The organism is Bartonella sp. AP19HLJMH (assembly GCF_042196245.1).
Taxonomy (GTDB): Bacteria; Pseudomonadota; Alphaproteobacteria; order Rhizobiales; family Rhizobiaceae; genus Bartonella.
The window spans coordinates 59,123-83,711 of record NZ_JBHIPX010000005.1; the positions used below are offsets into that span (position 1 = coordinate 59,123).

The window sequence follows — 24,589 nt, forward strand, 5'->3', positions numbered from 1 at the left end:
TTTTCATGAACACTGTTGAAAAAAGGATTTCTGCTCGCTTATCGTTGCGTGATCCTCAACGTGAATCTTTAAATATTTTGGTAAAAATCTTAGAAAATATAGAGCTTTCTAAAAATGCTGATTTGGTTGCAGAGTTAGAAGTGATAAAAAATCTTTATCCTTCTGTACAAGATTTTGAACGAAACTTTCCCTCTTTTTGTTTTGCTTTAGCAACGGGTGTTGGGAAAACGCGACTTATGGGGGCTTTTATCAGCTATCTTTATTTAACAGGTCGTAGTCGCCATTTTTTTGTTTTAGCGCCAAATTTGACTATTTATGAAAAGTTAAAACAGGATTTTAGTCCCCAAAGTCCGAAGTATGTTTTCAGTGGAATGAGTGAATTTATTGCCAATAGACCCGTTATTATTACAGGTGAAGATTATGAAAGTGGTAAAGGTATTCGCGTTGATGAACACCATATTCAAGGACAAAAGCGTTTGTTTGAGAATGGAGATACGGCCTTTATCAATATTTTTAATATTTCTAAAATTAATACAACGGATAATAAAAAAGGCGCACTAAAATCTAGTATTCCGCGAATTAAACGCTTACAAGAAACGATTGGTGAAAGTTATTTTGATTATCTCGCAAATCTTCCTGATTTAGTTTTGTTAATGGATGAAGCACATCGTTATCGAGCTTCTGCTGGTGCGGCAGCAATTAATGAGTTAAAACCTGTTTTAGGAATAGAGCTTACAGCGACACCAAAAACAATAGGTGCAAAACCCGTAGATTTTAAAAATGTTGTCTATAGTTATTCACTTGCAGAGGCTATGAGAGATGGTTTTGTAAAAGAGCCTGCTGTTGCTACACGTAAAGATTTTCAACCTCAAAATTATACATCTGAACAATTAGAACATATCAAATTACAAGATGCAATTCATGCCCATGAAAACGTGAAAGCTGATTTAATTGTCTATGCAAAAGATTATAACAAAAAGTTCGTTAAGCCTTTTATTTTAGTTGTCGCTCAAGATACAAATCATGCACAGAAATTGCGTGATTTATTGGAATCAGATGATTTTTTTGCAGGAGCTTATAAGGGAAAAGTTATAGAGATTCATACAAAACAGTCGAATATAGAAGAAGATCAAAATATTCAAAAGCTGATTGCAATTGAAGATTCTCATGACTCAACAGAAATTGTTATTCACGTTAATAAATTAAAGGAGGGGTGGGATGTTACGAATCTCTATACTATTGTACCGTTGCGTGCATCGGCTTCAGAAATTTTAACAGAGCAAACAATTGGGCGTGGATTGCGTTTGCCTTATGGGTATAGAACAGGCGTGGAAGCTATTGATCGTTTAACAATTATTGCGCATGATCGTTTTCAAGATATTATTGATCGTGCAAACGATCCAAACTCAATTATAAAAAAGCATATTGAGATTGGAACAGGAGGGAATATCCCCTTTGAAAAGACCGATATAGTGACAGTTCCAAGTCAAGTAGAAGCTTTATTGATGCAAACGATGGTAATACGTAATTCCGATATAAATGGAGCATCTTCTGATTTACAAGGTATCATATTACGTCATACAGATTCCCCTACATTAACACCTGAAGAGCAAGATATTGCAGCGATCGCGTGGGATCTTATCAAAGAGAATGATAAATTGCCAAGTTCTCAAATGCTTTGTTCTGCACAGATACAAGAAAAAATTGCTAATAAAGTTATGAATATTAAGCCTTCATCACAAAAGTCTCTTGTATCAAAAGTGGTGACAATTCTGACAAAACAATTAACAGAACTGATAATAGATATTCCAAATATTATACTCATTCCTTCGCGTGATGTTACTTATGGTTTTTATGATTTTGATTTGGAAAATTTAGAAAACTTAAATTTTCAACCTGTTAGTAAAGAACTTTTAATTCGAGAATTGCGTACCCATAAAAGCATTTTTCTCACATCTAAGAATGAATATGTCAAAGAGCCTTATCTTGAAAACTACATCATTCGTGGTTTGATTGATAATGACTTTGTCGATTATGATAACCATACGCTCTTATTACGAAAATTAGCTAGTCAGATAGTAGAACATTTCCGATCTTATTTACCCAATGATACAGCTGTTGAGAACGTATTAATTCACTATCAGCACAAGCTTACTAGTTTTATTGTTGCGCAATTAAGAGAACATCAATGGGAAACGCAAAAAGATTATGCGGTTAAAGTTACACGAGGTTTTACAATTTTACAACCTATCCATTATGTGTTGCCGCAAGGGACGTCTCCTCTTGATTTTCGTAATATTCCTGCCATTAAAAGCGATATTAAAAAACTTGTATTCAGCGGCTTTAGAAAATGCTGTTATCCTTTACAAAAGTTTGATTCAGTAGAAGGGGAATTACGATTTGCCCAAATATTAGAGGATGATGCAAAAGTATTGAAATGGATGAAACCCGCTCGAGGTTTTTTCAGAATAGAATATGATAAAGGATCAATCTATGAACCAGACTTTGTTGTAGAAACGAAGGATGCCAAATATCTTTGTGAGCCTAAAAAAGCCTCTGAAATGCAAAATCCTATTGTTTTAAAAAAGAGAGAAGCTGCAGTTCAATGGTGTTGTCATGCAACGCGCTATGCGGCGACTTATGGCGATAAAAAATGGTATTATGCTCTTATTCCCCATGATGCTATTAAAGCAAATAGTAGTTTTGAAGGTTTGTGTGCAGAGTTTACCATTTCAGAATCTATACTTGAGAGCTCATAACTTTTTGCTTCAAAAATAAAACACATAAGTTTTTTTAATTGACGGATGTGAGATTCAATCAAATGTTTGAATAATTATTTTTAACTTTTTTCTAACGACGTTAAAATAAAAGGAAAAATGTATAGCAAAGTTATACAAGATTATGCTTTTGTATGGGGATTTGTAGCACATTTATACTTTTTTATAAAAGTACAATCTTATTTTCGTTATGTAAAAAGATCTTTGAGTTATAGTCATAAATTAAAAAAAATATTTTAATTTTATTGAGTAATTGATAAATGTTCTTTTTTTAAAAAACTTAAACAGTTTATTGTTCTTTCATTTAAAACGCCTGAATATAATGAAATACCCAGAGGATAAAAGGGGGAGTTTTTCATATGACTTTAAATTTAACAAACACTGTTTTTAATTTTTTAAAGAAAAACCCGACAAAAAAGTTTACAGCTCGAGAAATTGCTCAATGGATATTTGAAAATTACCCAGAAAAATGCCGTCAAAAACAAAAGAATTCAACGGCAATAATCACTCCCCTTAATAGTGATGCGGCTCTTATTCAGCAAATTGTTGCTGAAATAGGGGAAAAACGCCCTCAGTTACAAAAGCGTTATTCAGAAATTAAAACCACTGAAGGACGACCGAGACAATATTATTTTACTGAACAAACAGATAATGCTGAAATTGATGCAATAGAGGACAATGCAAAGAGTAGAACAGAAGATGGCTCTGTTAAAGAGCATGATCTTTATCCATTATTATCTAAATTTTTATGGTCAGAGCTTGCAGTTTATAGCAAGCGCATTAATGAGAAATGTTCTCGTAATAAACATGGTGCAGGCGGAAATAAATGGCTTTATCCAGATCTCGTAGGGATGCAAGATTTAAGCAAGGAATGGAATCGTGAAATCAAAGACTGTGTTTTGCAATATTTTGATAAAAAGACAAAGCTTTGGTCTTTTGAAGTAAAAATTCTCATCAATCGTTCAAATTTACGAAAAGCATTTTTTCAAACAGTTAGTAATTCTTCATGGGCTAATTTGAGTTATTTAGTTGCTAGTGAAATTGAAGGAGTTGATACATTAAAAGAGCTTCGGATGCTTTCAAGTTTGCATGGAATTGGATTTATAAGACTTAATAAGGAAAACTCTTCCGAGAGTGAGATCTTAATTCCTGCCAAAGAACGTAGTGATATTGATTGGGATACTGCTAATAGATTAGTGAAGGAAAACAAAGATTTTCTTGATTATATTAAGCTCATTCGTCAATTTTATCAAACTGGTGAGATGCGTCCTCTAGATTGGGATCATATGTATCTATGAGGGGTATTTTTAAAAAGACTCTATTGTTTAAAAGCCTTTTTTCAGAATGATGAAAATTACTCTAACTATTTTATTTGTCTTATTATATTGGTATAATATGTTGATTTACTAATGATAATTAGTCTTTAAACTTAAATGAGGGGAATGAATATCCTAGTATTCAATCCTTTCAAACCATCTCATATTGATATTGTATCAATTAAAATTTTTCTCACGTACCTCATGAGTAGGGTTGAGTAGGGAAGAGTAAAAATTCTGTTTTAAGCCTGTTCTATTTTGTGCATTGAGCGTGATTCTATTAGATACTAGACTTAATGATTATAATTTATTATAAATTTGCTATTATAGAGGGTGAAATTCGACTTTTTTGCTTTGTTTACATCAAGCATAGAAAATATTACTTCCTCATATTGAAGTCTTCTTACGGAGAATTTACACTACTATTTCTTTAATTTCCATTGCTGTTCGTTTTGATGATTACTAAGCTTTTTGTTATCCGAAGTAAACAGTCAAAAAAACATTAATTTTATAAAATATTCACATAGTTTACTCAATTTCTTGAAATAGATTTAAAAAATAAATTTCTTTCACACCTTATGGTAAAGGAAGTGTGTACTGTCGCAGTCTGCCACAATACTCTCTTTATTTTTCAATAATACCGCACGCTAAACGTGCACCACCTCCGCCAAGCGGTAATGGTTTATCTGATTGATTATCAGCCCCTAAATGAATGACTAAAGAGCGCCCTTTAATTTCAGAGATTTTTTTTAATCGTGGAGCAAGAACGCTCATTATGGCATATCCCTGCTTATCAACATAAAGTGCTGGTAAATCACCAAGATGACCATTGACATTATAAGGTCCTAAATGTTTTCCGGTATGTTCCGGATCATAATGTCCACCTGCGCTTCCACCAATTATGCCATCTTTTGTATCACATGAAGGATTTACATGTACATGAAAACCATGCATTCCTTCTGATAAAGTAGATAAATTAGGGATGAAAATCAAACCGTATGTGGTTTCTTCAATTTTAATGCTACCAATAGCCTTTTTGGAATTGTTATATTCTAATTTATAAATATTTACTTGTTTTGATAGTGCTAATGCAGAATTTTTATGAATTAAAAATGCCATAAAAAACAATAATGATAATAATATTTTTTTCATAAAATACCTTTATACTTATATTTTAATATATTGTTGTCTATAAATAACAATCTATATTAATGATATATTATATAAATGTCTTAAATTTAACTTTAAGAAAAATAATTTACATAGAAATATTCTGTTATTAGAAAGAGCAAATAAATTAAAGTGTGTTTATATATATTTCTGAACATAACTTTTATTTTTTGATCTATAAAAAATACAGCTTTTATGGATGGATAATTATATCTCACTTACATTTCTTCAAGAGATGCTTTTAAAAAATCTACTTTTTGAGGTATAATAAGAAATTAAATAAGGAATTTTAGTAAGTTAGCTATTATTTCATTTATAATATGATGATCGTTTCATCAAAAAAAGAACATATAATTTGTTGATGATTTAATTGTTTTTCATAGAAAAAATGACGAGAAATTTCTATTCATTATGAAATTTATAAGAGAAAAAATTATTATGATTCATATAAATTTCCCAATAAAATACAGCATATACCGACACTCCCTCCCATTCCTGATCCTATCAGTGCTCCTATTATTATTCCGGAAGAAAGTGCTACTCCTATACCCATTGCGATAACTGGACCAAATCCTGGAAGAGCAATATAACCATAAGCTGCAAGAGTTGCCGCGATAGCTCCTGATATGCTACCATTTAAACCGCCAATGAAAGAAAATTCTTTAATAGAATGGCAGTACTTTTTTAATTTTTTTTTCTTACAGCTGTGAAAAGAAACGTTGCTGTAAGTTTTTAAATCAATCATATTCTTTTCTTTCATTTTGAATGCTAACTGTTCCTGAATAGTCAACGGATACGAAAAAATGGGACTTTTTAAATTTTACTAAAGCACGCCAGATACCATTGTCATCTAAGCGCAATCGTTTAATATTCTCAAAACCATTTTGCATAAGACAATTTTTAACTTGTGAAGCAGTAAATGAGTTCTGACCTATTTTAGTGACCTTTTGAGTAGAGCTATAGGTAAAGGTTTGACAATAAGGAAGGTGAAAAACTTCACTTATTGAAGTCGTGACTATCAACGAGACACATGCAATCATTATAAAAAAAGTACTTAATTTCAAAAAATTATTTAGTGTCATCTTGTTACCATTTGTTGAAACAACACTTCATTAACCTCTGTGTTACTAACAGGTTCCAAAGATGATTTTATTTTTAATATTATACTTAACAATAAAAATTTTTGAAAATATATTGATTAAATAAAACTGTTTTTATTTATTTTCTTATTAAAATTAATTTAATGAAATAAATTTTTCAAAACGGTATTATTTTTCATTTTATTTATAGTTCTAAATTTAACAGCTATGATTTAGCAAGATATCTTTATAATTTAATTTGTAGTCTATAATTCAGTTTTCTCTTATTTCATATCAACATACTAAATAATATAATAATTTTTAATAAAAAATAATTTACAGTTATATTAATTAAACATTTTATTATTATAAATAAATCAATAAATATAATTAATTATTTTAATATAATTTGTTACTTCTTAGAAAGAACAAAAACATTTTTTACATCAGTAATAGATATGATTCAAAATACAATTTATTATTTTTTATCTTACGTTATTATTCATTATTGCTTAGTAGAGCTGTTTTGATGATTTTGTTGGAAATATTTGCATAATTTCCTTGAATCCATAACCAGGATACATTCCTTCGCGCATAAATAAATTACGTAATGGTGGGAAACTATGCAACAAACCAAGCCCAATGCTTCGTATGATATGAACAGGCAACATATGAGAAAGTAGAGCAGAGTTCAGTGTATGAACAGCTCCACTTCGGATTAATATATCTGGTTTGCGGCATTTGTTATAATGTGCAACAATCATTTCAGAGTTAGAATTGGATATTTTATTGGGTAAAATATCAATTAAAGTTTGGACATCACGGAATCCTAAATTCAATCCCTGTGCCCCAATAGGGGGAAAAACATGAGCGGCTTCACCCACTAAAATTGTTCGATTAGCAGCAAAATGATGAGAAAGAAGTCCGAAAAGCGGCCATGCTTGAATTGATGTTTCTAAGCTTAGCTTTCCAAGCATTGATTGCATTTGGTTTTCGATCATTTTTGCAATTGTTTTTGGTTCTATATTTAATAATTCCTCAGCGCGGGAAGGATGAACAACCCATACAAGACTAGATCTTCGTCCTGGTAGTGGAACCTGTGTAAATGGACCGTGTTCTGTATGAAATTCAGTTGATGTATTTTGATGAGAAAACTCATGAGAAAAGTTGAGAACAAGTGCTTTTTGGGGATAATTCCACTGTTTGACACTTATCCCTGCTGCGGCACGTGTAAGAGAGTGACGTCCATCAGCTGCAACAACAAGTGGTGCTTGAATAATTCTATGATCAGCAAGAATAATGCATACATGGTTTTTTGTGTGATGAACAGATTTGGCTGCAGAAACAAATCTTGTAATATTGGGCGTATGTGTAACAGCGTCGACTAAAGCACTGTTCAATTTTACATTAGGTATATTATAGCCAAAAGCTTTTTCGCCAATTTCAGTAGAAGAAAAATGCACCGTAGGAGCATGCACAATTCTAGAAGTTATATCTATAATTCTCATGGACGATAAAGCAGCTGCATGTTTTTGAAGATTATCCCAAATATTGAGTTTTTGAAGCATGCGTATTGCAGGCATCATAAGAGCCGTTGTCCGTAACTCATCTGTATGAGCAGGGGGCCCAACAAGAAAAACAGAAAGCCCCTTCTGTGCAAGACTCAGCGCGGCTAACATTCCGACAGGACCTGCACCAATAACAGCAATATCTTTATGCTCTTCCTTTTCAAATATCACAACGATTTGAACCTTTATTCATTGAGAAAATATTTTAACATTTCCAAATGATCTCTCTCTTTTTATTATATGAAGCTCTTCTATTATTATAGTATGTAATAAATAATGCGATATAAAAAAGTAACCTTTTTATGATTTTTTTAAATGCTGAGTTATATCATCGTTAAAAAATGGCGTATTGATAGATGGTTGAAGACTTTAAAAACGAGGATAAGAAAACCTTGAAACGTAAATTAACAAAGAAAATCAAAACAAATGCTAAATTATTACGCCATAAAAAAGTAACAATGCCACAAGCAAAGGCCTTTTCCGTTCATTTACTAACAGCTTCGGGATCATTTTTAGCGTTTCTTTCTCTTATATCAGCCTCTCAAAAAGAATGGACAGCTATGTTCTGTTGGCTTGGGTTTGCTCTTCTCGTTGATGGTATAGATGGACCAATTGCACGCAAACTTGATGTTAAGTACGTTCTTCCAACATGGTCTGGAGAGCTGTTAGATAATATTATTGATTACGTGACTTATGTCTTAATTCCTGCCTTTGCACTCTATCAAAGTGGTTTCATGGGGGTAGGGTTATCATTTTCATTGAGTGCAATTATTGTTATTTCATCTGCTATTTATTATGCAGATACTAGTATGAAAACCAAAGAAAACTTTTTTAAAGGATTTCCTGTTGTTTGGAATATGATGATTTTTACGCTTTTTGTCGTCAGACCAGGAGAGTGGATTACTTTTATCATTATTGTTTTATCGGCGATTATATCTTTTTTGCCAATTTATTTTATTCATCCAGTAAGAGTCCTTCGTTTACGTAGAATTAATTTTCCCATTTTTCTCTTATGGTGTTTTTTTGGTGTTTCTGCCTTCTTTTATCAACTAGAGGCTCCCTATTGGGTTAAAATAGGAATTTCGGTAACAGGAATTTATATATATTGTATTGGCGCAATCATGCAAATATTTCCTAAACTTGGGGCAAAAAGTATAAAAAAACAATGAAATAATTGTTTTAAGAAGGGTGTGAGATGCAAATTAATTTTGGAGCAGATGATGATATTTCTTTTACGAAAGAAGGGCGTGCTGGTATTATAAAGCTCACACGTCCTTCAGCATTAAACGCTCTTAATCAACGAATGGTTTCAGCTTTAAAAAAAGCTCTCAGAACATGGGAAACAGATGATAATGTTTCTTGTGTCTTAATTGAAGGGGAAGGGCGTGCTTTTTGTGCTGGTGGAGATGTTGTAGAAATCTATCATATGGGGAAAAGTGCTGCTGCTTGTCAATACTTTAGAAATGAATATAGTTTAAATGCTTATATCAAACATTTTTCAAAGCCCTACATTTCTTTCTTAAACGGTATTTGGATGGGAGGAGGGGTAGGTATTTCTCTCTATGGCTCGCATCGAATTGTTACAGAAAATACAGTTTTTGCTATGCCAGAAGGTGCGATTGGATTTTTCCCAGATGTAGGTGCAAGTTTTTTCTTACCATCTCTTCCCAATCATTTTGGTATCTATCTTGCATTAACGGGCGCACGTATAAAGTGGGGAGATTGCTTAAATTTAGGATTAGCAACACACGCCGTTGCTGAAACTGAATTCGATATGATTAGAAAAGCTGTTATTGAGCAAGGAGATCCTACTTTAGCTTTAAACGAGCGAGCAATTACAAAAGACTATGAAACAAGTCATGAAATACGTTGTATTATTAACACTTGTTTTAGTGCCCATACCTTAGAAGAATGTCTCGAGTTGCTACATAAAAAAAGCAATGAAGATGTTTTATTTGCTAAAGAATGTTATGATATTTTGCAGTCACGTTCTCCGACAAGTTTAAAAGTTATCTGGAAACAAATGAAACAAAGTTCATCTCAAACGTTGGAAGATTGTATGAAAATTGAAAACCGCATAGCGTATCATATGATTCATTCACATGATTTTTATGAAGGTATACGTGCTATGTTAATCGATAAGGATAAAAGACCTCAATGGCAACCAGATAAACTTTCAAATGTGACAGATGAAATGGTAGATTCTTACTTCCAACCTGTTGAACAAGAGTTATTATTGTGAAAAATAATTCTCACAAACAGATTTCAAAAATCAATTTAATCTATAACTGTTACTTACGGTTTTTGGCATTTATTTGCTTAGTTCTAGGTATTTGTTATTGGATACGCCTTGTTGGGGTTTTTCCAGGTATTCTATGGCGTTTTGATCTTATGCCTTGGCAGTGGCAATTTGCATCAGCTATATTGGCTATTCTCTATCCTATTGCCTTAGTTGGACTTTGGATGTATTCACTATGGGGTATCATTGTGTGGTGTATTGCAGCGTTGATTGAAGCAATAACAATATATTATTCCGATTTTATTTATCAGCCATTTGTACCATTATTTCATGGAATATTGTTTTTAGCTTTTATAGTACTACAAATTGTAATTATTTTTTTTAAAAGAGTAAAAAATAAAAAAACATTGTGATTAAAATTTTCGAGCCAGAATAACAGGCTCGATTTTCGATCTTAGTTAACTTAAGTAGCTCATTTTAAAGCTTCGTTCCTCAAAACGCTGATGCTAGCTATACTTTTCCATAAAGTTCCATAATATATATTATGCGATAATATGATGCAGAAGATAAATCCTTTATCCAAAAAGAAAACCCTCCTTTAAAACATCATCATATTTATATCATACAATTTACTTTTAAAATAAAATTTGGTCTTTAAAGTACATTCCTTAAAGACCAAAAATAGTGATAGTGATAATGAAATTACGTATAATAAAACTAAGAAAAATTATTGTGCTATTTGACAACGTTTCGTACGTGCAAGATCACTCAAAACAGCATTACGGTTATTTAAAGCTGAAATTTCATTACTTTCACTGGATTTAGGATCTATAAAAAACAAAGCAGGAAGAAATACAAGACTTGTTGCTGCTAAAGCCGCATTTTTATTTCTTGCTTTATAACGCTCTCTAATTGTAGCATCGATTTGGCGCTTATTAGCAAAAAATTCCCGTTGAATATCAGAACAACTCATTGTTCCATCATGTAATGTGGTAACTGGAATATTTTTTTCTAAACGCCCCCCACATGCTGTCAAAAAAAACGCTAAAACGACAATACATACACCCCATTTAAAATTTTCTTTATACATAAAAACCTCACTTTTAACACAAAATGTTTTTAATGAGATTTAAATAGAGCAAAAGTAAGATTAAAATTTTAACAAATATACTATCAACAAAAATATATTTCGTTAATAAGTTCACGCATCTGTTTAAAAAGTAAGACCTTGATATGCAGGTTTTACATAGGATGGGACGTAATTTACGACCACATTGTAATTATGTGTGAGTAGAGCTTCAATGATGAGAACATCCAAATCCATTAATTTCGATTTGGTCTTTAAGGTATATTCCTTAAAGACCAAAAAATGAAATTACATATGATAAATAAGAAAAATTACTGTACTATTTTACAACGTTTCATACGTGCAAGATCACTCAAAACAGCATTACGATTATTTAAAGCCGAAATTTCATTGCTTTCACTGGATTTAGGATCCATAAAAAATAGAGCAGGTAAAAATACAACACCTGCCGCTGCTAAAGCTACATTTTTATTTCTTGCTGTAGAACGCTCTCTAATTGTATCATTAATCTGTCGTTTATTAGCAAAAAACTCCCGTTGAATATCGGTGCAACTCATTGATCCATCATGTAATGTTGTCGTTGCAATATTTTTTTCTAAACGCCCCCCACATGCTGTCAAGGAAACTGCTAAAACGGCAATACATACACCCCGCTTAAAATTCTTATACATAAAAACCTCATTTTAAACATAAAAAAGTAACATTTATGTCAAAAATAAAACAAAATAAAGGATAATGTTCAAAAAACTTTATTTAACGTAAAATATTGTATGAATAAGCTTATGCAGTTGTTTCGAAAGTAAGACCTTGATATGCAGGTTTTACATAGGATGGAACGTAATTTATAACCTTATTGTAATCCAGCGATCTGTCCATATGTGTGAGTATTGCTTGTTTCGGCTTTAAATATTCTATCCACTGTAATGCTTGATCAACAGAAAAATGACTCGGATGGGATTTAAATTGAAGAGCTTCAATGATGAGAACATCCAAATCCATTAATTTGGATAAAGTTTTTTCAGGAAATTCACTAACATCCGTACAATAGGCAACATTCCCAATCCGAAAACCTAAGGAATGAATGTTTCCGTGGTGTTGTAAATGTGTATTGACGCTTATTTCTCCGCCCTGCCCCTGAATAATAAATTGGCTATCTTCATTGATAAGATGCTCTTTTAAAATGGGAGAATAAGATGAATCTTTTGGAGTTTGAAAACAATATCCGAAAGCACTTTTGAGATGTTCTAGTGTAAATCTGTCGGCATAGATATCTATTAAACATTTTTGTGCAAGTGCATAGCTGCGTAAATCATCAATACCGTGGATATGGTCTGCATGAGAATGCGTGTAAAGAGCAGCATCAAGATGGCTTACACGCGCATCGATCATTTGTGAGCGAAAATCTGGACCTGTATCAATAACGATCGTTGTTTTGCCTCCTGAAGGTTTAATACGTTCAACTAATAAAGAACTTCTGTAGCGTTTATTTTTAGGGTTATTCGGATCACATGTTCCCCAATCACCATTAGGTCTTGGCACTCCTGGAGAAGGACCACAACCTAATATTGTAAATCGGTATTGATCACACATATCTTTTGCCTTATTTCATTTTGCTAAATAAACGAAAAGCATTACGCGTTGTTATTTGAGCTGTTTCTTCAATGCTTAAGCCAATTGTTTCAGCCAAAACAGCTGCTGTATAACATACAAAAGATGGTTCATTTGTTTTGCCCCGATGGGGACTAGGTGCTAAAAATGGAGCATCTGTTTCCACTAACAAATGCTCATGGGGCACAATTTTTGCTATTTCACGGATTTCAAGTGCGTTTTTAAAAGTAAGAATACCCGAAAAAGAAATATAACCACCAAGTTCAATTCCAGCACGAGCAAGTTGCATTCCAGACGAATAACAATGGAGGATAAAGGGAAAAGCTCCTTCTTTTGTCTGTTCACGTAATATTTTCTCCATATCGATATCGGCATTGCGTGAATGTATAACAAGAGGAATCTGTGTTTCTCGAGAAGCAATGATATGTTCTTGAAAAACTTTCTTTTGCTCTTCTGGTGTAGAGTAATCATAATGATAATCAAGGCCCCCTTCCCCAAACGCAACAATTTTAGGGTGATTCGAGAGCTGTATAAGCTCTTCCGCTGTAATATTTTGTTCTTCATGCGCGTGATTGGGGTGTGTTCCAACGGAACAAAAGACTTGATCATAGCTTTGCGCAATGGCTAACAGTTTATCTAACTTATGAACATGGGTTGAAATTGTTATCATACGTTTAACGTCAGCATCTAAAGCCCGTTGGATAACATTATCCAAATCTTGTGAAAAGTCTTCAAAATCAAGATGACAATGTGTATCAATCAACATGATGAGTATCTTCTTTCTTCAAGATATAACGAGGAAAAATTGGTTCTGGTGGTGGAAGATCAAGCCCTTCTTGAATTTTTGAATGACTTATATGATACAATAACCGATCATCTTCAGCAACCGCAAGGCTATCAAGAAGTTTCGCTGCTGATTGGGGTATGAAAGGCAAAAGCATAATTCCTATTCTCCGCAAGATTTCTACAGTTATATAAAGAACTGTAGAAAATCGTTCTCGATCGTTTTTACGTAAACTCCAAGGTTGTTCGTTGGCAAAATAGCGATTGGCATCTGCTACAATTGAAAAAATAGCTGAAAGTGCTAAATGCATACTATAAGAAGACATAGCTTGGTGTACAGTTTCAAGTACTTGAAGAGATTGTTCTAAAAGCTGTTTATCTTGAGCTAAAAATGAAGCTGGTTTCGGGACTTGTGCATTACAATTTTTGGCAATCATAGACAAACAGCGCTGTGCTAAATTACCAAGATCGTTAGCAAGATCAGCATTAATACGGTTCACAAGGCTTTCATGACTATAACTACCATCTTGTCCGAATGGCACTTCACGGAGAAGGAAATAACGGACCTGATCAAGACCGTAATGATCAACCATTTCAAAAGGATCAACGACATTTCCAATAGATTTTGACATTTTTGCACCACGATTAAGTAAAAAACCATGTGCAAAAATATTTTTAGGCAATTCAATTCCAGCAGACATTAAAAATGCCGGCCAATAGACTGCATGAAAACGAATAATATCCTTACCAATAATATGCGTATTTGCAGGCCAAAAATCACGTTTTTTTGAATTTTCATTGAAAAAACCTATTGCTGATAGATAATTTGTAAGCGCATCAACCCAGACATACATCACGTGCTTTGGATTCTCAGGAACAGCAATTCCCCAGTTAAAACTTGCGCGTGAAATAGAGATATCTTTTAAACCTGATTTGATAAAACTTATAATTTCATTACGCCGCTCAAATGGAGCAATAAAATCAGGATGTTTTTCATAATATTCAAGAAGAGCCTTTTCATAATGAGAAAGTCTAAAAAAATAACTTTCTTCTTCATTCCATTCAACTGGAGAGCCTAATTCTTTCTCACGACGGATGTTGTCTGCTCCAATTTCCGTATCTTTTTCTTCATAATAGGCTTCTTGGCGAACCGAATACCACCCCGTATAACGACCGAGATAAATATCGCCATTTGCTTCCATCTTTTTCCAAATTTCTTGACAAGCTTGATAATGGCGTTCTTCTGTCGTACGGATAAAATCATCGTTAGAACAATTTAATACTGCAAGCATTTTTTGAAACACCGCACTATTACGATCTGCAAGTTGCTGAGGTGTCATGCCTAATGCAGCTGCGGTTTGTTGCATCTTGAGACCATGCTCATCTGTACCAGAAAGAAAAAATACATTTTTTCCATTTAACCGTTGAAAGCGGGCTAAAACATCGCTTGCAATGGCACTATAAGCATGTCCAATATGTGGAGCACCATTAGGATAAAAAATGGGAGTTGTTATGTAATATGTGTCACGCATGTCATACTCGTTGTAAAACGCTATAAATAGAAGATATAATGACATAACGCTTGTTCATCGCATTGTCACGGAAAAACTAATTCTCATGAATGATCTTATGAACTTTAAAAAGTAAGTTAATAACAAACTGCTTTTTATCGAGATTAAACAGTTGTATTTCCTCTATTTCTTGATGAATCTCCTGCCATTTTTCCGCATATTTTTTTGAGAGAAATAAGTCTCCCTTTTCAACGAGCATGATAGCTTTTTTTTGAATTTTATTAAGAATTTCATCACAAAATTGTTGAAATTGGAATGTAGAAGAAGCAGATGAAAATGTTTGTGCAAGAGTATGTACAATTGTTGCGTTACAAACAGGTTTCTCTAGGAGAGCATCAATTGTTTTAATAACTTCAAGACCGCCATGGCAAATAAGTAAAGCGGCTTTTCGAGGACTTCCTTTAGATTTTTTAATAATCATTTCAATTGTTTTTTCATCAGGTAAATCCTGATCGGCGAAAATATGTATAATAACTTTTTTCATTTCATCGTTATTCAACGGACGAAAAGAAATTTTTTGACACCGTGAATGGATTGTTGGAAGCAATTTTCCTGAAGAATGTGCGATAATAACAAATAACGTTTTTGTAGGTGGTTCTTCAAGTATTTTGAGAATTGCATTTGCTGCATTTCTATTCATATCATCTGCAGAATCAATAATAACAATACGCCATCCATTATCTTGCGATGTTCGACTTAAAAAATGCATAATATCACGGATATCATCAACGAGTATTCCTGTTTTAAACTTTTGTGTTTTCACATCAAATCGACGTGAAATATACAAAAGACCAGGGTGACTTCCTTGTGTAATTTGGCGCCATGGGGTAGAATAAGGATCGGGTTTCAAGAAAGAACTCTGTTGAAAACTTAAAATGTTCCAAGCAAGATGAAAGGCTAATGTAGCCTTTCCAATCCCGTATTCTCCTTCAAATAATAATGCATGATGCAAACGCTCTTCTTTAAGCATTTGTGTCAAAAAATGACGCACATCCTCATGACCAAAGATAACATTGTTCTGGGATGGTGATAAAATTGTATCAATATCATCATATTGGCGTAAGGTATTTAAATTACTCATGAAAGCTGATCCAACAATACCTGATGACAAATATTTTTTATTTGATGAGCAATAGCTTCCACTGAGCCAGTGGCATCAATGACTCGAAATCTATGGGGTTCTTGTTTGGCCAATTGAAGAAAAGCCTGACGTCTTTGTTCTTGAATTTCCAACTGATCTTTTTCAAAATAATCAATTTCTTCTGTTTTTTTTCTTCGTAAATTTGCACGCTTCATACCACACATTGCTGGCATATCTAATAAAAATGTTAAATGAGGCAAAATACCATTGAGCGCAATACACTCTAAAACAGAAAGAAGAGAAGAACTGACTCTATTATTGAGTCCTTGATAAACGCGTGTAGAATCAATAAAGCGGTCACATAAAACGATTTTACCTTTTTGCAAAGAAGGTGCAATAACTTCATGAAAATGGTCAGCGCGTGCAGCTGTAAACAAAACAGCTTCAATCAACGGTCCATACTGTTGCGCCTGCCCCGACAACAAAATATGCCGGATTGCTTCTGCTCCTGGCGTTCCTCCTGGTTCTCGTGTTGTAACAACATCATAACCTTGGTGAGAGAGAGACTCAGCAAGTAAAGAAATCTGCACCGTTTTTCCTACCCCCTCCCCTCCTTCGAATGTAATAAAATAACCTGACACGTATGACCTTAACCTTATTAGCGCGTAACTACAAATATTTCCGTAACCATCCAATTGTTATTTCATAGAATGCATTTTTTACTTTTGCAAAGAAACTTCCTTCCTGAATATTCATTCCGGCAAAAACTAGTTTTTCCAGAAGAACCTTTTTATCTTCTAAAATTTGAATAACACCAACTGATTGCCCAGAAACGATGGGGGCTTTCAATGGACCATGATATTTAATTTTTGCTTTAACATTTACTTTTTTTTCATTCGAAAGCATAAAACTTATTGGTGTTTTAACAATGAGTGGAACAAAATTTTTCTTACCACCGTAAACAGAAGCACGACCAACCGTTTCTTCTTTTGTGAAAATTGTTTTGAGATCAAATGCCGTCATCCCCCATTGAAGAATGCGTTCTATTTCTTTTGTATATTTTTTACCATCTTGCAAACCATTGATTGCTAAAAAAAGCCGTCGATGATTTTTAGAAATGGTGGCAACCATTGAAAAACCTTCTTTTTCACTGTAGCCAAAACCAAATCCTTCTACACCAATTTCCTTAGAAATAAGAGGATTTTTATTACGTTGAAAAATATTATTCCATGTAAAATGAGGCTCACAATAAAGTGCATAATAATCCGGATATTCCTGAACAATATGACGTGCTAATATAATCATATCACGCACAGTTACAAATTGTCCCTCTTCGGGTAGCCCTGTAGCATTAACAAAATGACTCTGAGATAATCCGATTATTTTTGCGCGCTGATTCATCAGTTTTACAAAATGATCTTCATGTCCTGATATTCCTTCAGCAAGAATAATAGCAGCATCATTTCCATTCACAATAATTAAACCACGTAAAAGATCAGAAACACTGATTTCTGTCTTTATCTTTGCAAACATAGTGGTTGTACCGGAAGGTGCTCCACCTTTGCGCCAAGCATTTTCACTGACCTTGAATTTCTGCGTACTTTTTAATAATCCTTTTTTTAATTGATGAAATACAACTTCTGCTGTCATCAATTTTACTAATGAAGCAGGAAAAAAAGGAATATCACTTTGTTTTTCATAAAGTATTGTCTCTGTATCATCATCGAGTAATAACAGTTGTGATGCGGGAGTTTGAAAATCTTGTGCTCTCCCCCACGTATCAAATGCCAATACTCCCCATAATATCAATAAGATCCTTAATGCTGTATACATAGCTGCTCCTCCCATCCCAAAGATCAACATAAAGAATCTTATATAGGAAAAAACTTTTTTATTTCCGCAAATTAAGGAATTATTGACAACTCAAGAAAAGATTTTATTTTTATTCAGCGTTAACAAAAGTAATATGCTGCACTTTTTATCTTCCACGTAGATTCATTTTAATCTTTTAAAGTGTGAGAGACAAAAAGATTTTTTTATTTATTGTTTTATATTGATAGTACATTGATTTTTTATGATAAATTATAATATTTTAACGTGGATCTGATTAAAAATACTGTAAGATTTTTTCGTTATATTTCCTCTCATATTTAATTCAATACAATCGCTTACTTACGCGTCATAAGTAGGGTTCGTATATGGATAAAGTTATTAAAAAAGAGAGTAAAAATACTTCTTATAAACCTCTCAAGTGTTAAGAATTATCGCATAAAACATTGGGGATTTGCAAAGTGTATGATGGTGTCGATTTATATCTTCATAAGTGTAAAGATGCTGATGTCTAAAGGCGTTAACAGTTATACCATTCACAGGCGCTGTCGCAAAATAGGCTTGTAGCATGTTAAAGTATGTCTCTTTTAAATAAGTCCATGAATTGGCAATGTAAGTGTATTTTGTTTGAGACGCTCTGTTTTTCGTGAGGGAACTTACTCCATTAAAGAACATGATAAACAAAAGCATGAGATAATGCATAATCTTTTCATAAGATATTACCGTAGATACTTTAGAAAGATGCAAGGCCGAATCAAAAGAAAATATTTTTTTACTTGTTAAGCTTTTTATTCCTCTCAAATCGATTGTACAAGTTGTTTTAGAGATTACACAAACAGACTGACACAATAATTTACCTTCGTCTAGCAAAAGCTATTACAGCAAGAAAAGTACACGCTTTATTAAGCAAGCAATATCATAATAACGACGAATAGACCAGCAATGGAGTGGAAAGGCCGTACTGAATTTATAATAATAGAACCCAACCACGCTTTTTGAAAAGGACAAAGCGCTTTAAGATAAAAATCCTACACTAAATCCGTAATTTCTTACCTTTTTTACTAGAAAATTATATAGATAAAAAATCAATGCATTTTTTCTTAAAACAGTTGTAGCCAATTAACCTTTGTTTTTTTGTTTAGCTTATTTATAGAAGCAACTTGATCGAATGGTATCGGCTTATCAACCATGATAGGACCAATTTCTGGCAATTTAACTGCAACAGTTTTATTACGTTGTTCTTGTTCAACAGCAGCTGCTTTAGCTAATTCTTTTTTGTTCCTTGTATTGCGCTGCTCTTTTAACAAAACAGTTTCTCTTTTTTTCGCAACATTTTCCGACGCTAATGAATATGGGGCAGCATTTCCAAGAGTATAAGAGGACATTAAATATGCAGCATCATAATAGCCAACAGGTGCTTCAGCAATATATTCTACTTTAACATCTGCGACCCCCCTATCTACATACCCCAATATTGCCGCAGCTTGCCTTGATAAATCAATGATTCTGTCTTTCATAAAAGGTCCGCGATCATTCACTCTAACAACGATTGAAGACCCATTTTTCAAATTAGTAACACGAGCATAGCTAGGTAAAGGCATTGTAGGATGAGCAGCAGTCAAAAGATTCATGTCATAAATTTCACCGTTGGCAGTTAAACGTCCATGAAAATCTGAACCATACCATGATGCTTCGCCAACACGTTTATAAGTTGGATCACTTTGAGGATAATACCACTTTCCTTTTATTTGATAAGGTTTACCAACAATCGCTCGTCCACGCTTTTTTTCTTCCGATTGATTCTTCTTATTGGATACTTGTTGAGGTAGTACAGAAGTGTTTACGTTAATTGGTTTATTATGATAGGAATCTTTTATTGAAAAATTCATAGTTTGGCTTGCGCAACAAGATACCAGTGACTGAGAAATGACGATCATAGAAAACAATTGAAGTGTTGGTTTAATCATAAAAGTAATTTTCTTTTTTCTATTTGAAGGCATCTATTCAGTCCACTTATTTCTGTTAAGTACTACTTGTAAAAACCACGTCACGCTTTTTGTACGCAACGGAAGAATTTACGTTTTTAAATGATTCCCCTCGCGCATATACCACTCTTGAATTGGCCCCTTCTATCAAGAAATTAACGTATTGTTAACCTTTTTATGGTTTTCATACAAAATAAATGTACTATAGTAGATGTTAAAAAGATTAAAATTTAAACAAATCAACATCTTATAGAAAATTCATTTCATAATATAAGTGTGAATAAGTGGTGATTTTAGCAACTGTTTTGCGAATCATGTAATGCAGTGGGTATTAAAAACCACCTATGGATTGAGAAAATTAGAAACCGCATGTGCTGCCAACGCAGGTACAACCCTATCCGTAAGTTTGTTGAAAATGGAGACAGCATAGCACCGCTCTATTCCAAAAACAGCTGATAGAAAATGACAGACTATAGAATCGATAAAAACTTCAAAAAGAATCAAAACAAAAAAGATTCTTAAATTTTTTATAGCCTATTGATATTACTTAAATTTGGTGAGCGCGCAGGGATTCGAACCCTGGACCTACTGATTAAAAGTCAGTTGCTCTACCAGCTGAGCTACGCGCTCTCACACAAGCTATCTAGTTTGCATACTATCTAGTTTGCAGAAAGTGAAGGGAACATACGGTTGACTTTCCATTTGGTCAACACCTTTTGGAAAAAAATATTATTATTTTCTTCAGTTATCAATAATTTTCCGTTTTCGCCCCTTTACTTCATCATTGTATAAGTACTCTTTAATCTTCTTTTTGAAGTTTCAATAAAGGAAAAATTTCACTGCAAAATATTGCATAGATTCGAAGCGTTAAAATTATGAGAAATACCTCCTTCCCCTCACATGGGTTGTTGAGCATAATGGGTAGAGAAGAAAAAATACCTTTTATTATAATATTATTTTTATATCTTTATATTTTAGTGTTCAATTTTCAAATATGAATACAGCTTTATAAGATAATATATTGATTTATAATAATTTATTATTTTTTTACTTGAGTGAAAATTCTCAAATACTGTAAGTTTTTCTCATTTCAAATCTTTTTTATATTGAAACAATAAAAAGCATTTTCTTGACCGATATAAGCGAGAGAATAAAACTATAAAAAAGAAATGAAAATACCTTTTATGCCTCCTTTCAATAACCAAAAATTATCGCAACATTAGGGTTCATGAAAATAGTATATAGCGGTTGACACGTTAGACTTGAAAATGGAACAATGAGCAACAATGGCTTTGAGAGTATGATTTTTATTCATGTATAATGAATATATAATGAAAGCCAATTTATCCTATAGAATCAAGTAGATATGAAGAAAAAATTTAGTCTCATTGAAAATATCCCGAATGACTATAAATTATGCTCACTATTAGAGCTGTAGATAATTTTACTAAGAATAAAAAAGCAGAAATAATATGCAGTATGCAAAATTATTTTAAGTGTTTTGAATATATAGAATGCCTTCTAATTAACTTTTTTATATCAAAAATTACAAAATACGTAGATATATTTTTAGAAGAAAAGGATAATACTAGTCACAAAATTTAGTGTTGGATAATTCAGTCAGAACTATAAAGTATATTTATACATTATTTAATATTAATGTAGATATACAGTATATAAATAATAATTTAAATATATCTATAAATAAACATATTGATTTATTAAACGATAAGATCAAAACAAAGAAAATAATTTTGATTTGGCGATAAAAAATTGTAAAAGTGTTATATATACATGTATTTTTACTTTACTAATTTTTATTATTTTGATTGGAATGTTGAATGCTAACATGTAAACAGTATGAGCTACTCTTGTTTATTCATAACCATATAAAAGAAACTGGTGTTCCTCCTTCTTTTGAAGAAATGAAAAATGCATTAGAACTTTCTTCAAAGTCTGGTATTCATAAGCTCATTATAGCCTTAGAACAACGAGGTTTTATACGTCGCTTGCCCAATCGTGCTCGTGCTGTGGAGGTGATTCGACTTCCTGAGAAAATAACATTTAACCTTTCTTTAGCACGTAAAATTTCTCCCAGTATGATAGAAAGAAAGAAAAGGGAAATATCAAAAAGCTTGAGTCCCTTTGATGAAGAAGAAAAAAAAAATATCACCATTCCTATTATGGGACGTATTTCTGCGAGCGTACCCGCCTCTGCTATACTGCAACAAATAAACAGCCTTTCTCTTCCACTCGATATGGTTAATACAGGTGAGCACTACGCATTAGAAGTTAAAGATGATTCTATGATGGAGGCTGGTATCCTTGATAAAGATACGATCATTGTGAAACGTCAAAATACAGCAATAACAGGTGAAATTATTGTTGCGTTTATTGATAAAAAAGAAGCCACATTAAAACGTTATCGACGCAAAGGAGCTTCTATTGCATTAGAAGCTGCAAATCCTCATTATGAAGTACGGACATACGAATCTGAGCGTGTAGAAATACAAGGCAAACTTACCGGACTTATTCGCAAATATTAAAAAATAAACCTTATAGTACGCGATATATATCGCAATAAGAAGCTATTGAGTATTTTTTTATTGTGCCACACGCAATTGACTTCTTCTCCACAGCCAAAGGATGCCCCCAATTCGGTTTATAAACAATCCAGATCCTTATCGAGCGGGTTTCACTTTCCTTTCCCTCCATGTTCTTCACTTAATGCAAGGCTTGACAAGTAAGTTTTAAAATATTCACCACGTACTTTGAAAAGAACTTAAATGCTTTGAAGGAAGCTGTCTTATATCATCATCCTCAATAACGGAATTTTACGATATAATAAGACAAAATTATATGCATGCATACAAACACATAAAATTTTGTAGAAAAAAATCAAATAACTTTGTAACAGATTGTATTGCATAGGTATAAAAATAAAGAACATTATTTTTAAATTAATAAAAGCGTAACTCAATCATTCATAGTAATTGTAGGATCATCATGGTAGCACCTCGTATTAGTTTTGTCTCCCTCGGATGCCCAAAAGCACTCGTAGATTCTGAGCGAATTATTACACGCCTTCGCTCTGAAGGGTATGAGATTTCACGTCAACATCAAGGAGCTGATGTCGTTATTGTGAATACCTGTGGTTTTCTTGACTCGGCAAGGAGAGAATCATTAGCCAATATTGATGAAGCTCTTAAAAAAAATGGAAAAGTTATTGTAACAGGGTGTCTTGGTGCTGATCCTGATGCTATTCGCCAAACATATCCTAATGTATTGGCTATTACAAAACCGCAAGCTTATGAAAGCGTTATAGAAGCTGTTCATACAGCAATTCCTCCTGTTCATGATCCTTTTCTTGATTTAGTTCCTCCCCAAGGTATTCGTTTAACACCTCGCCATTACGCCTACTTAAAGATTTCTGAAGGATGCTCTAATCGGTGTAGTTTTTGTATCATCCCTACTTTGCGTGGTGATCTCACTTCACGTCCCATCAGCGATGTTCTTCGTGAAGCTGAAAAACTCGTGCAAGCGGGTGTAAAAGAACTTTTGGTTATTTCACAGGATACGAGTGCTTATGGTGTTGATCTTAAATATCTCGAAAATTCTTGGAAAGATCGTACAATCAAAACTAAATTCTTTGATCTTTGTCGCGAACTAGGCGATATGGGTATTTGGGTACGTATGCATTACGTTTATCCTTATCCCCATGTTGATGAAGTTATCGAACTTATGGCTGCAAAAAAAATTCTTCCTTATCTGGATATACCTTTTCAGCATGCATCACCAACTGTTTTGCGTCACATGAAGCGTCCCGCACTTATGGAAAAAACAAACCGTAGAATTGAAAAATGGCGGAAAATATGTCCAGATCTTACTTTGCGATCAACATTTATCGTTGGTTTTCCTGGTGAAACGAATGAAGATTTTAATATACTTCTAGAATGGCTAGAAGAAGCAAAAATTGAACGCGCGGGGTGCTTTAAATATGAAGAAGTAAAAGGAGCTGCCGCAAATGATTTGGGATTAGAAAATATTCCTGAAGAGGTGAAAGAAAACCGCTGGCATCGTTTTATGGCAAAACAACAACAAATTTCTACACATCTTTTAAAGAAAAAAATTGGAAAAAGACTCCGAGTGCTTATCGATGAAAGTCAAGGAAAAGTTGCCAAAGGACGTAGTCAGTACGATGCTCCAGAAATAGATGGTGTTGTCCATATATCATCACGACGCCCACTGCGTGTTGGTGAATTTGTCACCGTTAAAATCGAACAATCGGATGCCTATGACCTTTATGGTATAGCAGTTTAAAAATTTAACTCCTTCCCTGTCCTCAATGATGAAGATTTCTATCAGCATTGGTTTATAAAAAAGCGACTTTTCATAACAAGAACCGATCATGTGACTTACTTCATGAGAATTTACGAGCAATCCTTACTCTGAATGTTTGCTATACACTCCCAAAATACCAAGCAGTTATATATTC

General features: G+C 33.2%; 20 protein-coding genes, 1 tRNA gene and 1 pseudogene. 7 read left to right on the top strand and 15 right to left on the bottom strand.

Annotated features, from left to right (window positions below; all coding sequences use genetic code 11):
• The first annotated feature begins 5 nt into the window (after positions 1-5).
• Entirely contained in the window at positions 6-2,759 is a 2,754-nt protein-coding gene (locus ACFINR_RS03995; RefSeq protein WP_375652602.1) for a DEAD/DEAH box helicase, read from the top strand.
• A 377-nt stretch (positions 2,760-3,136) separates the two neighbouring features.
• Entirely contained in the window at positions 3,137-4,075 is a 939-nt protein-coding gene (locus tag ACFINR_RS04000; RefSeq protein WP_375652606.1) for a COG2958 family protein, read from the top strand.
• Positions 4,076-4,717: 642 nt separating this feature from the next.
• Here ACFINR_RS04000 and sodC read toward each other — a convergent pair.
• The 4 genes from sodC to ACFINR_RS04020 form a co-directional block, all read right to left on the bottom strand.
• Positions 4,718-5,245 (bottom strand): superoxide dismutase [Cu-Zn] SodC, encoded by a 528-nt coding sequence (gene sodC, locus ACFINR_RS04005; protein ID WP_375632234.1) that lies wholly within the window; start codon positions 5,243-5,245, stop codon positions 4,718-4,720.
• 454 nt (positions 5,246-5,699) lie between these two features.
• On the bottom strand, positions 5,700-6,023 hold the full coding sequence (locus tag ACFINR_RS04010) for a hypothetical protein (RefSeq protein WP_375628109.1): 324 nt from the start codon (positions 6,021-6,023) through the stop codon (positions 5,700-5,702).
• Positions 6,001-6,345: a hypothetical protein gene (locus tag ACFINR_RS04015; protein WP_375611907.1), complete on the bottom strand. Its 345-nt coding sequence runs from the start codon at positions 6,343-6,345 to the stop codon at positions 6,001-6,003. The genes ACFINR_RS04010 and ACFINR_RS04015 overlap by 23 nt, the downstream gene beginning before the upstream one ends.
• Positions 6,346-6,854: 509 nt before the next feature.
• Entirely contained in the window at positions 6,855-8,081 is a 1,227-nt protein-coding gene (locus tag ACFINR_RS04020) for a UbiH/UbiF family hydroxylase (RefSeq protein ID WP_375652610.1), read from the bottom strand.
• Between the two features lie 185 nt (positions 8,082-8,266).
• Between ACFINR_RS04020 and pcsA the strand changes: the two genes are divergently transcribed.
• From pcsA to ACFINR_RS04035, 3 genes are read left to right on the top strand one after another with little or no spacing between them, the layout of a single operon-like run.
• On the top strand, positions 8,267-9,079 hold the full coding sequence (gene pcsA / locus ACFINR_RS04025) for a phosphatidylcholine synthase (protein ID WP_375652613.1): 813 nt from the start codon (positions 8,267-8,269) through the stop codon (positions 9,077-9,079).
• Positions 9,080-9,105: 26 nt separating this feature from the next.
• Entirely contained in the window at positions 9,106-10,152 is a 1,047-nt protein-coding gene (locus ACFINR_RS04030) for an enoyl-CoA hydratase/isomerase family protein (protein WP_375621253.1), read from the top strand.
• Entirely contained in the window at positions 10,149-10,562 is a 414-nt protein-coding gene (locus ACFINR_RS04035; RefSeq protein WP_375613429.1) for a DUF6163 family protein, read from the top strand. Before ACFINR_RS04030 ends, ACFINR_RS04035 begins: the two co-directional genes overlap by 4 nt.
• A gap of 314 nt (positions 10,563-10,876) precedes the next feature.
• On the opposite strand, the gene ACFINR_RS04040 is transcribed toward ACFINR_RS04035, so the two are convergent.
• From ACFINR_RS04040 to ACFINR_RS04090, 11 genes and pseudogenes are all read right to left on the bottom strand, one after another.
• Positions 10,877-11,239 (bottom strand): hypothetical protein, encoded by a 363-nt coding sequence (locus ACFINR_RS04040; RefSeq protein ID WP_375618144.1) that lies wholly within the window; start codon positions 11,237-11,239, stop codon positions 10,877-10,879.
• 123 nt (positions 11,240-11,362) lie between these two features.
• Positions 11,363-11,491 (bottom strand): annotated as a pseudogene (locus ACFINR_RS04045) (MBL fold metallo-hydrolase); the annotation flags it as partial.
• Positions 11,492-11,547: 56 nt separating this feature from the next.
• Positions 11,548-11,907: a hypothetical protein gene (locus ACFINR_RS04050; RefSeq protein ID WP_375606871.1), complete on the bottom strand. Its 360-nt coding sequence runs from the start codon at positions 11,905-11,907 to the stop codon at positions 11,548-11,550.
• Between the two features lie 109 nt (positions 11,908-12,016).
• Positions 12,017-12,826: an MBL fold metallo-hydrolase gene (locus tag ACFINR_RS04055; protein ID WP_375632228.1), complete on the bottom strand. Its 810-nt coding sequence runs from the start codon at positions 12,824-12,826 to the stop codon at positions 12,017-12,019.
• Positions 12,827-12,836: 10 nt separating this feature from the next.
• Positions 12,837-13,610, bottom strand: coding sequence for a TatD family hydrolase (locus ACFINR_RS04060; RefSeq protein ID WP_375652615.1), 774 nt, complete (start codon positions 13,608-13,610; stop codon positions 12,837-12,839).
• Entirely contained in the window at positions 13,600-15,159 is a 1,560-nt protein-coding gene (metG, locus tag ACFINR_RS04065) for a methionine--tRNA ligase (protein WP_375629838.1), read from the bottom strand. The genes ACFINR_RS04060 and metG overlap by 11 nt, the downstream gene beginning before the upstream one ends.
• A gap of 76 nt (positions 15,160-15,235) precedes the next feature.
• On the bottom strand, positions 15,236-16,279 hold the full coding sequence (locus ACFINR_RS04070) for a DNA polymerase III subunit delta' (protein WP_375632226.1): 1,044 nt from the start codon (positions 16,277-16,279) through the stop codon (positions 15,236-15,238).
• Entirely contained in the window at positions 16,276-16,920 is a 645-nt protein-coding gene (gene tmk / locus ACFINR_RS04075) for a dTMP kinase (RefSeq protein WP_375632225.1), read from the bottom strand. Before tmk ends, ACFINR_RS04070 begins: the two co-directional genes overlap by 4 nt.
• Before the next feature lie 28 nt (positions 16,921-16,948).
• Entirely contained in the window at positions 16,949-18,112 is a 1,164-nt protein-coding gene (locus ACFINR_RS04080) for a D-alanyl-D-alanine carboxypeptidase family protein (RefSeq protein WP_375632224.1), read from the bottom strand.
• Positions 18,113-19,209: 1,097 nt separating this feature from the next.
• Complete coding sequence (locus tag ACFINR_RS04085; protein WP_375652617.1) at positions 19,210-20,109, bottom strand: septal ring lytic transglycosylase RlpA family protein; 900 nt, start codon at positions 20,107-20,109, stop codon at positions 19,210-19,212.
• Positions 20,110-20,648: 539 nt separating this feature from the next.
• A tRNA-Lys gene (locus ACFINR_RS04090) sits at positions 20,649-20,724 on the bottom strand.
• 1,211 nt (positions 20,725-21,935) lie between these two features.
• On the opposite strand from ACFINR_RS04090, the gene lexA reads away from it, so the two are divergent.
• The gene (gene lexA, locus ACFINR_RS04095; protein WP_375634102.1) at positions 21,936-22,640 is read left to right on the top strand and encodes a transcriptional repressor LexA; all 705 of its coding nucleotides are present in this window, start codon (positions 21,936-21,938) and stop codon (positions 22,638-22,640) included.
• Positions 22,641-23,100: 460 nt separating this feature from the next.
• Positions 23,101-24,414 carry a 30S ribosomal protein S12 methylthiotransferase RimO gene (gene rimO, locus ACFINR_RS04100; protein WP_375629851.1) on the top strand — a complete coding sequence of 438 codons (1,314 nt, stop codon included), beginning with the start codon at positions 23,101-23,103 and terminating at the stop codon, positions 24,412-24,414.
• Positions 24,415-24,589 lie beyond the last annotated feature (175 nt).

Coding starts and splice junctions, on each gene's coding strand:
- ACFINR_RS04000 (WP_375652606.1), top strand. CDS start 3,137: ATGACTTTAAATTTAACAAACACTGTTTTTAATTTTTTAAAGAAAAAC.
- ACFINR_RS04030 (WP_375621253.1), top strand. CDS start 9,106: ATGCAAATTAATTTTGGAGCAGATGATGATATTTCTTTTACGAAAGAA.
- sodC (WP_375632234.1), bottom strand. CDS start 5,245: ATGAAAAAAATATTATTATCATTATTGTTTTTTATGGCATTTTTAATT.
- ACFINR_RS04070 (WP_375632226.1), bottom strand. CDS start 16,279: ATGAGTAATTTAAATACCTTACGCCAATATGATGATATTGATACAATT.
- ACFINR_RS04080 (WP_375632224.1), bottom strand. CDS start 18,112: ATGTATACAGCATTAAGGATCTTATTGATATTATGGGGAGTATTGGCA.
- ACFINR_RS04055 (WP_375632228.1), bottom strand. CDS start 12,826: ATGTGTGATCAATACCGATTTACAATATTAGGTTGTGGTCCTTCTCCA.
- pcsA (WP_375652613.1), top strand. CDS start 8,267: ATGGTTGAAGACTTTAAAAACGAGGATAAGAAAACCTTGAAACGTAAA.
- ACFINR_RS04010 (WP_375628109.1), bottom strand. CDS start 6,023: ATGAAAGAAAAGAATATGATTGATTTAAAAACTTACAGCAACGTTTCT.
- ACFINR_RS04085 (WP_375652617.1), bottom strand. CDS start 20,109: ATGCCTTCAAATAGAAAAAAGAAAATTACTTTTATGATTAAACCAACA.
- lexA (WP_375634102.1), top strand. CDS start 21,936: ATGCTAACATGTAAACAGTATGAGCTACTCTTGTTTATTCATAACCAT.
- ACFINR_RS04060 (WP_375652615.1), bottom strand. CDS start 13,610: ATGTTGATTGATACACATTGTCATCTTGATTTTGAAGACTTTTCACAA.
- ACFINR_RS04050 (WP_375606871.1), bottom strand. CDS start 11,907: ATGTATAAGAATTTTAAGCGGGGTGTATGTATTGCCGTTTTAGCAGTT.
- rimO (WP_375629851.1), top strand. CDS start 23,101: ATGGTAGCACCTCGTATTAGTTTTGTCTCCCTCGGATGCCCAAAAGCA.
- ACFINR_RS04040 (WP_375618144.1), bottom strand. CDS start 11,239: ATGTATAAAGAAAATTTTAAATGGGGTGTATGTATTGTCGTTTTAGCG.
- ACFINR_RS04015 (WP_375611907.1), bottom strand. CDS start 6,345: ATGACACTAAATAATTTTTTGAAATTAAGTACTTTTTTTATAATGATT.
- metG (WP_375629838.1), bottom strand. CDS start 15,159: ATGCGTGACACATATTACATAACAACTCCCATTTTTTATCCTAATGGT.
- ACFINR_RS03995 (WP_375652602.1), top strand. CDS start 6: ATGAACACTGTTGAAAAAAGGATTTCTGCTCGCTTATCGTTGCGTGAT.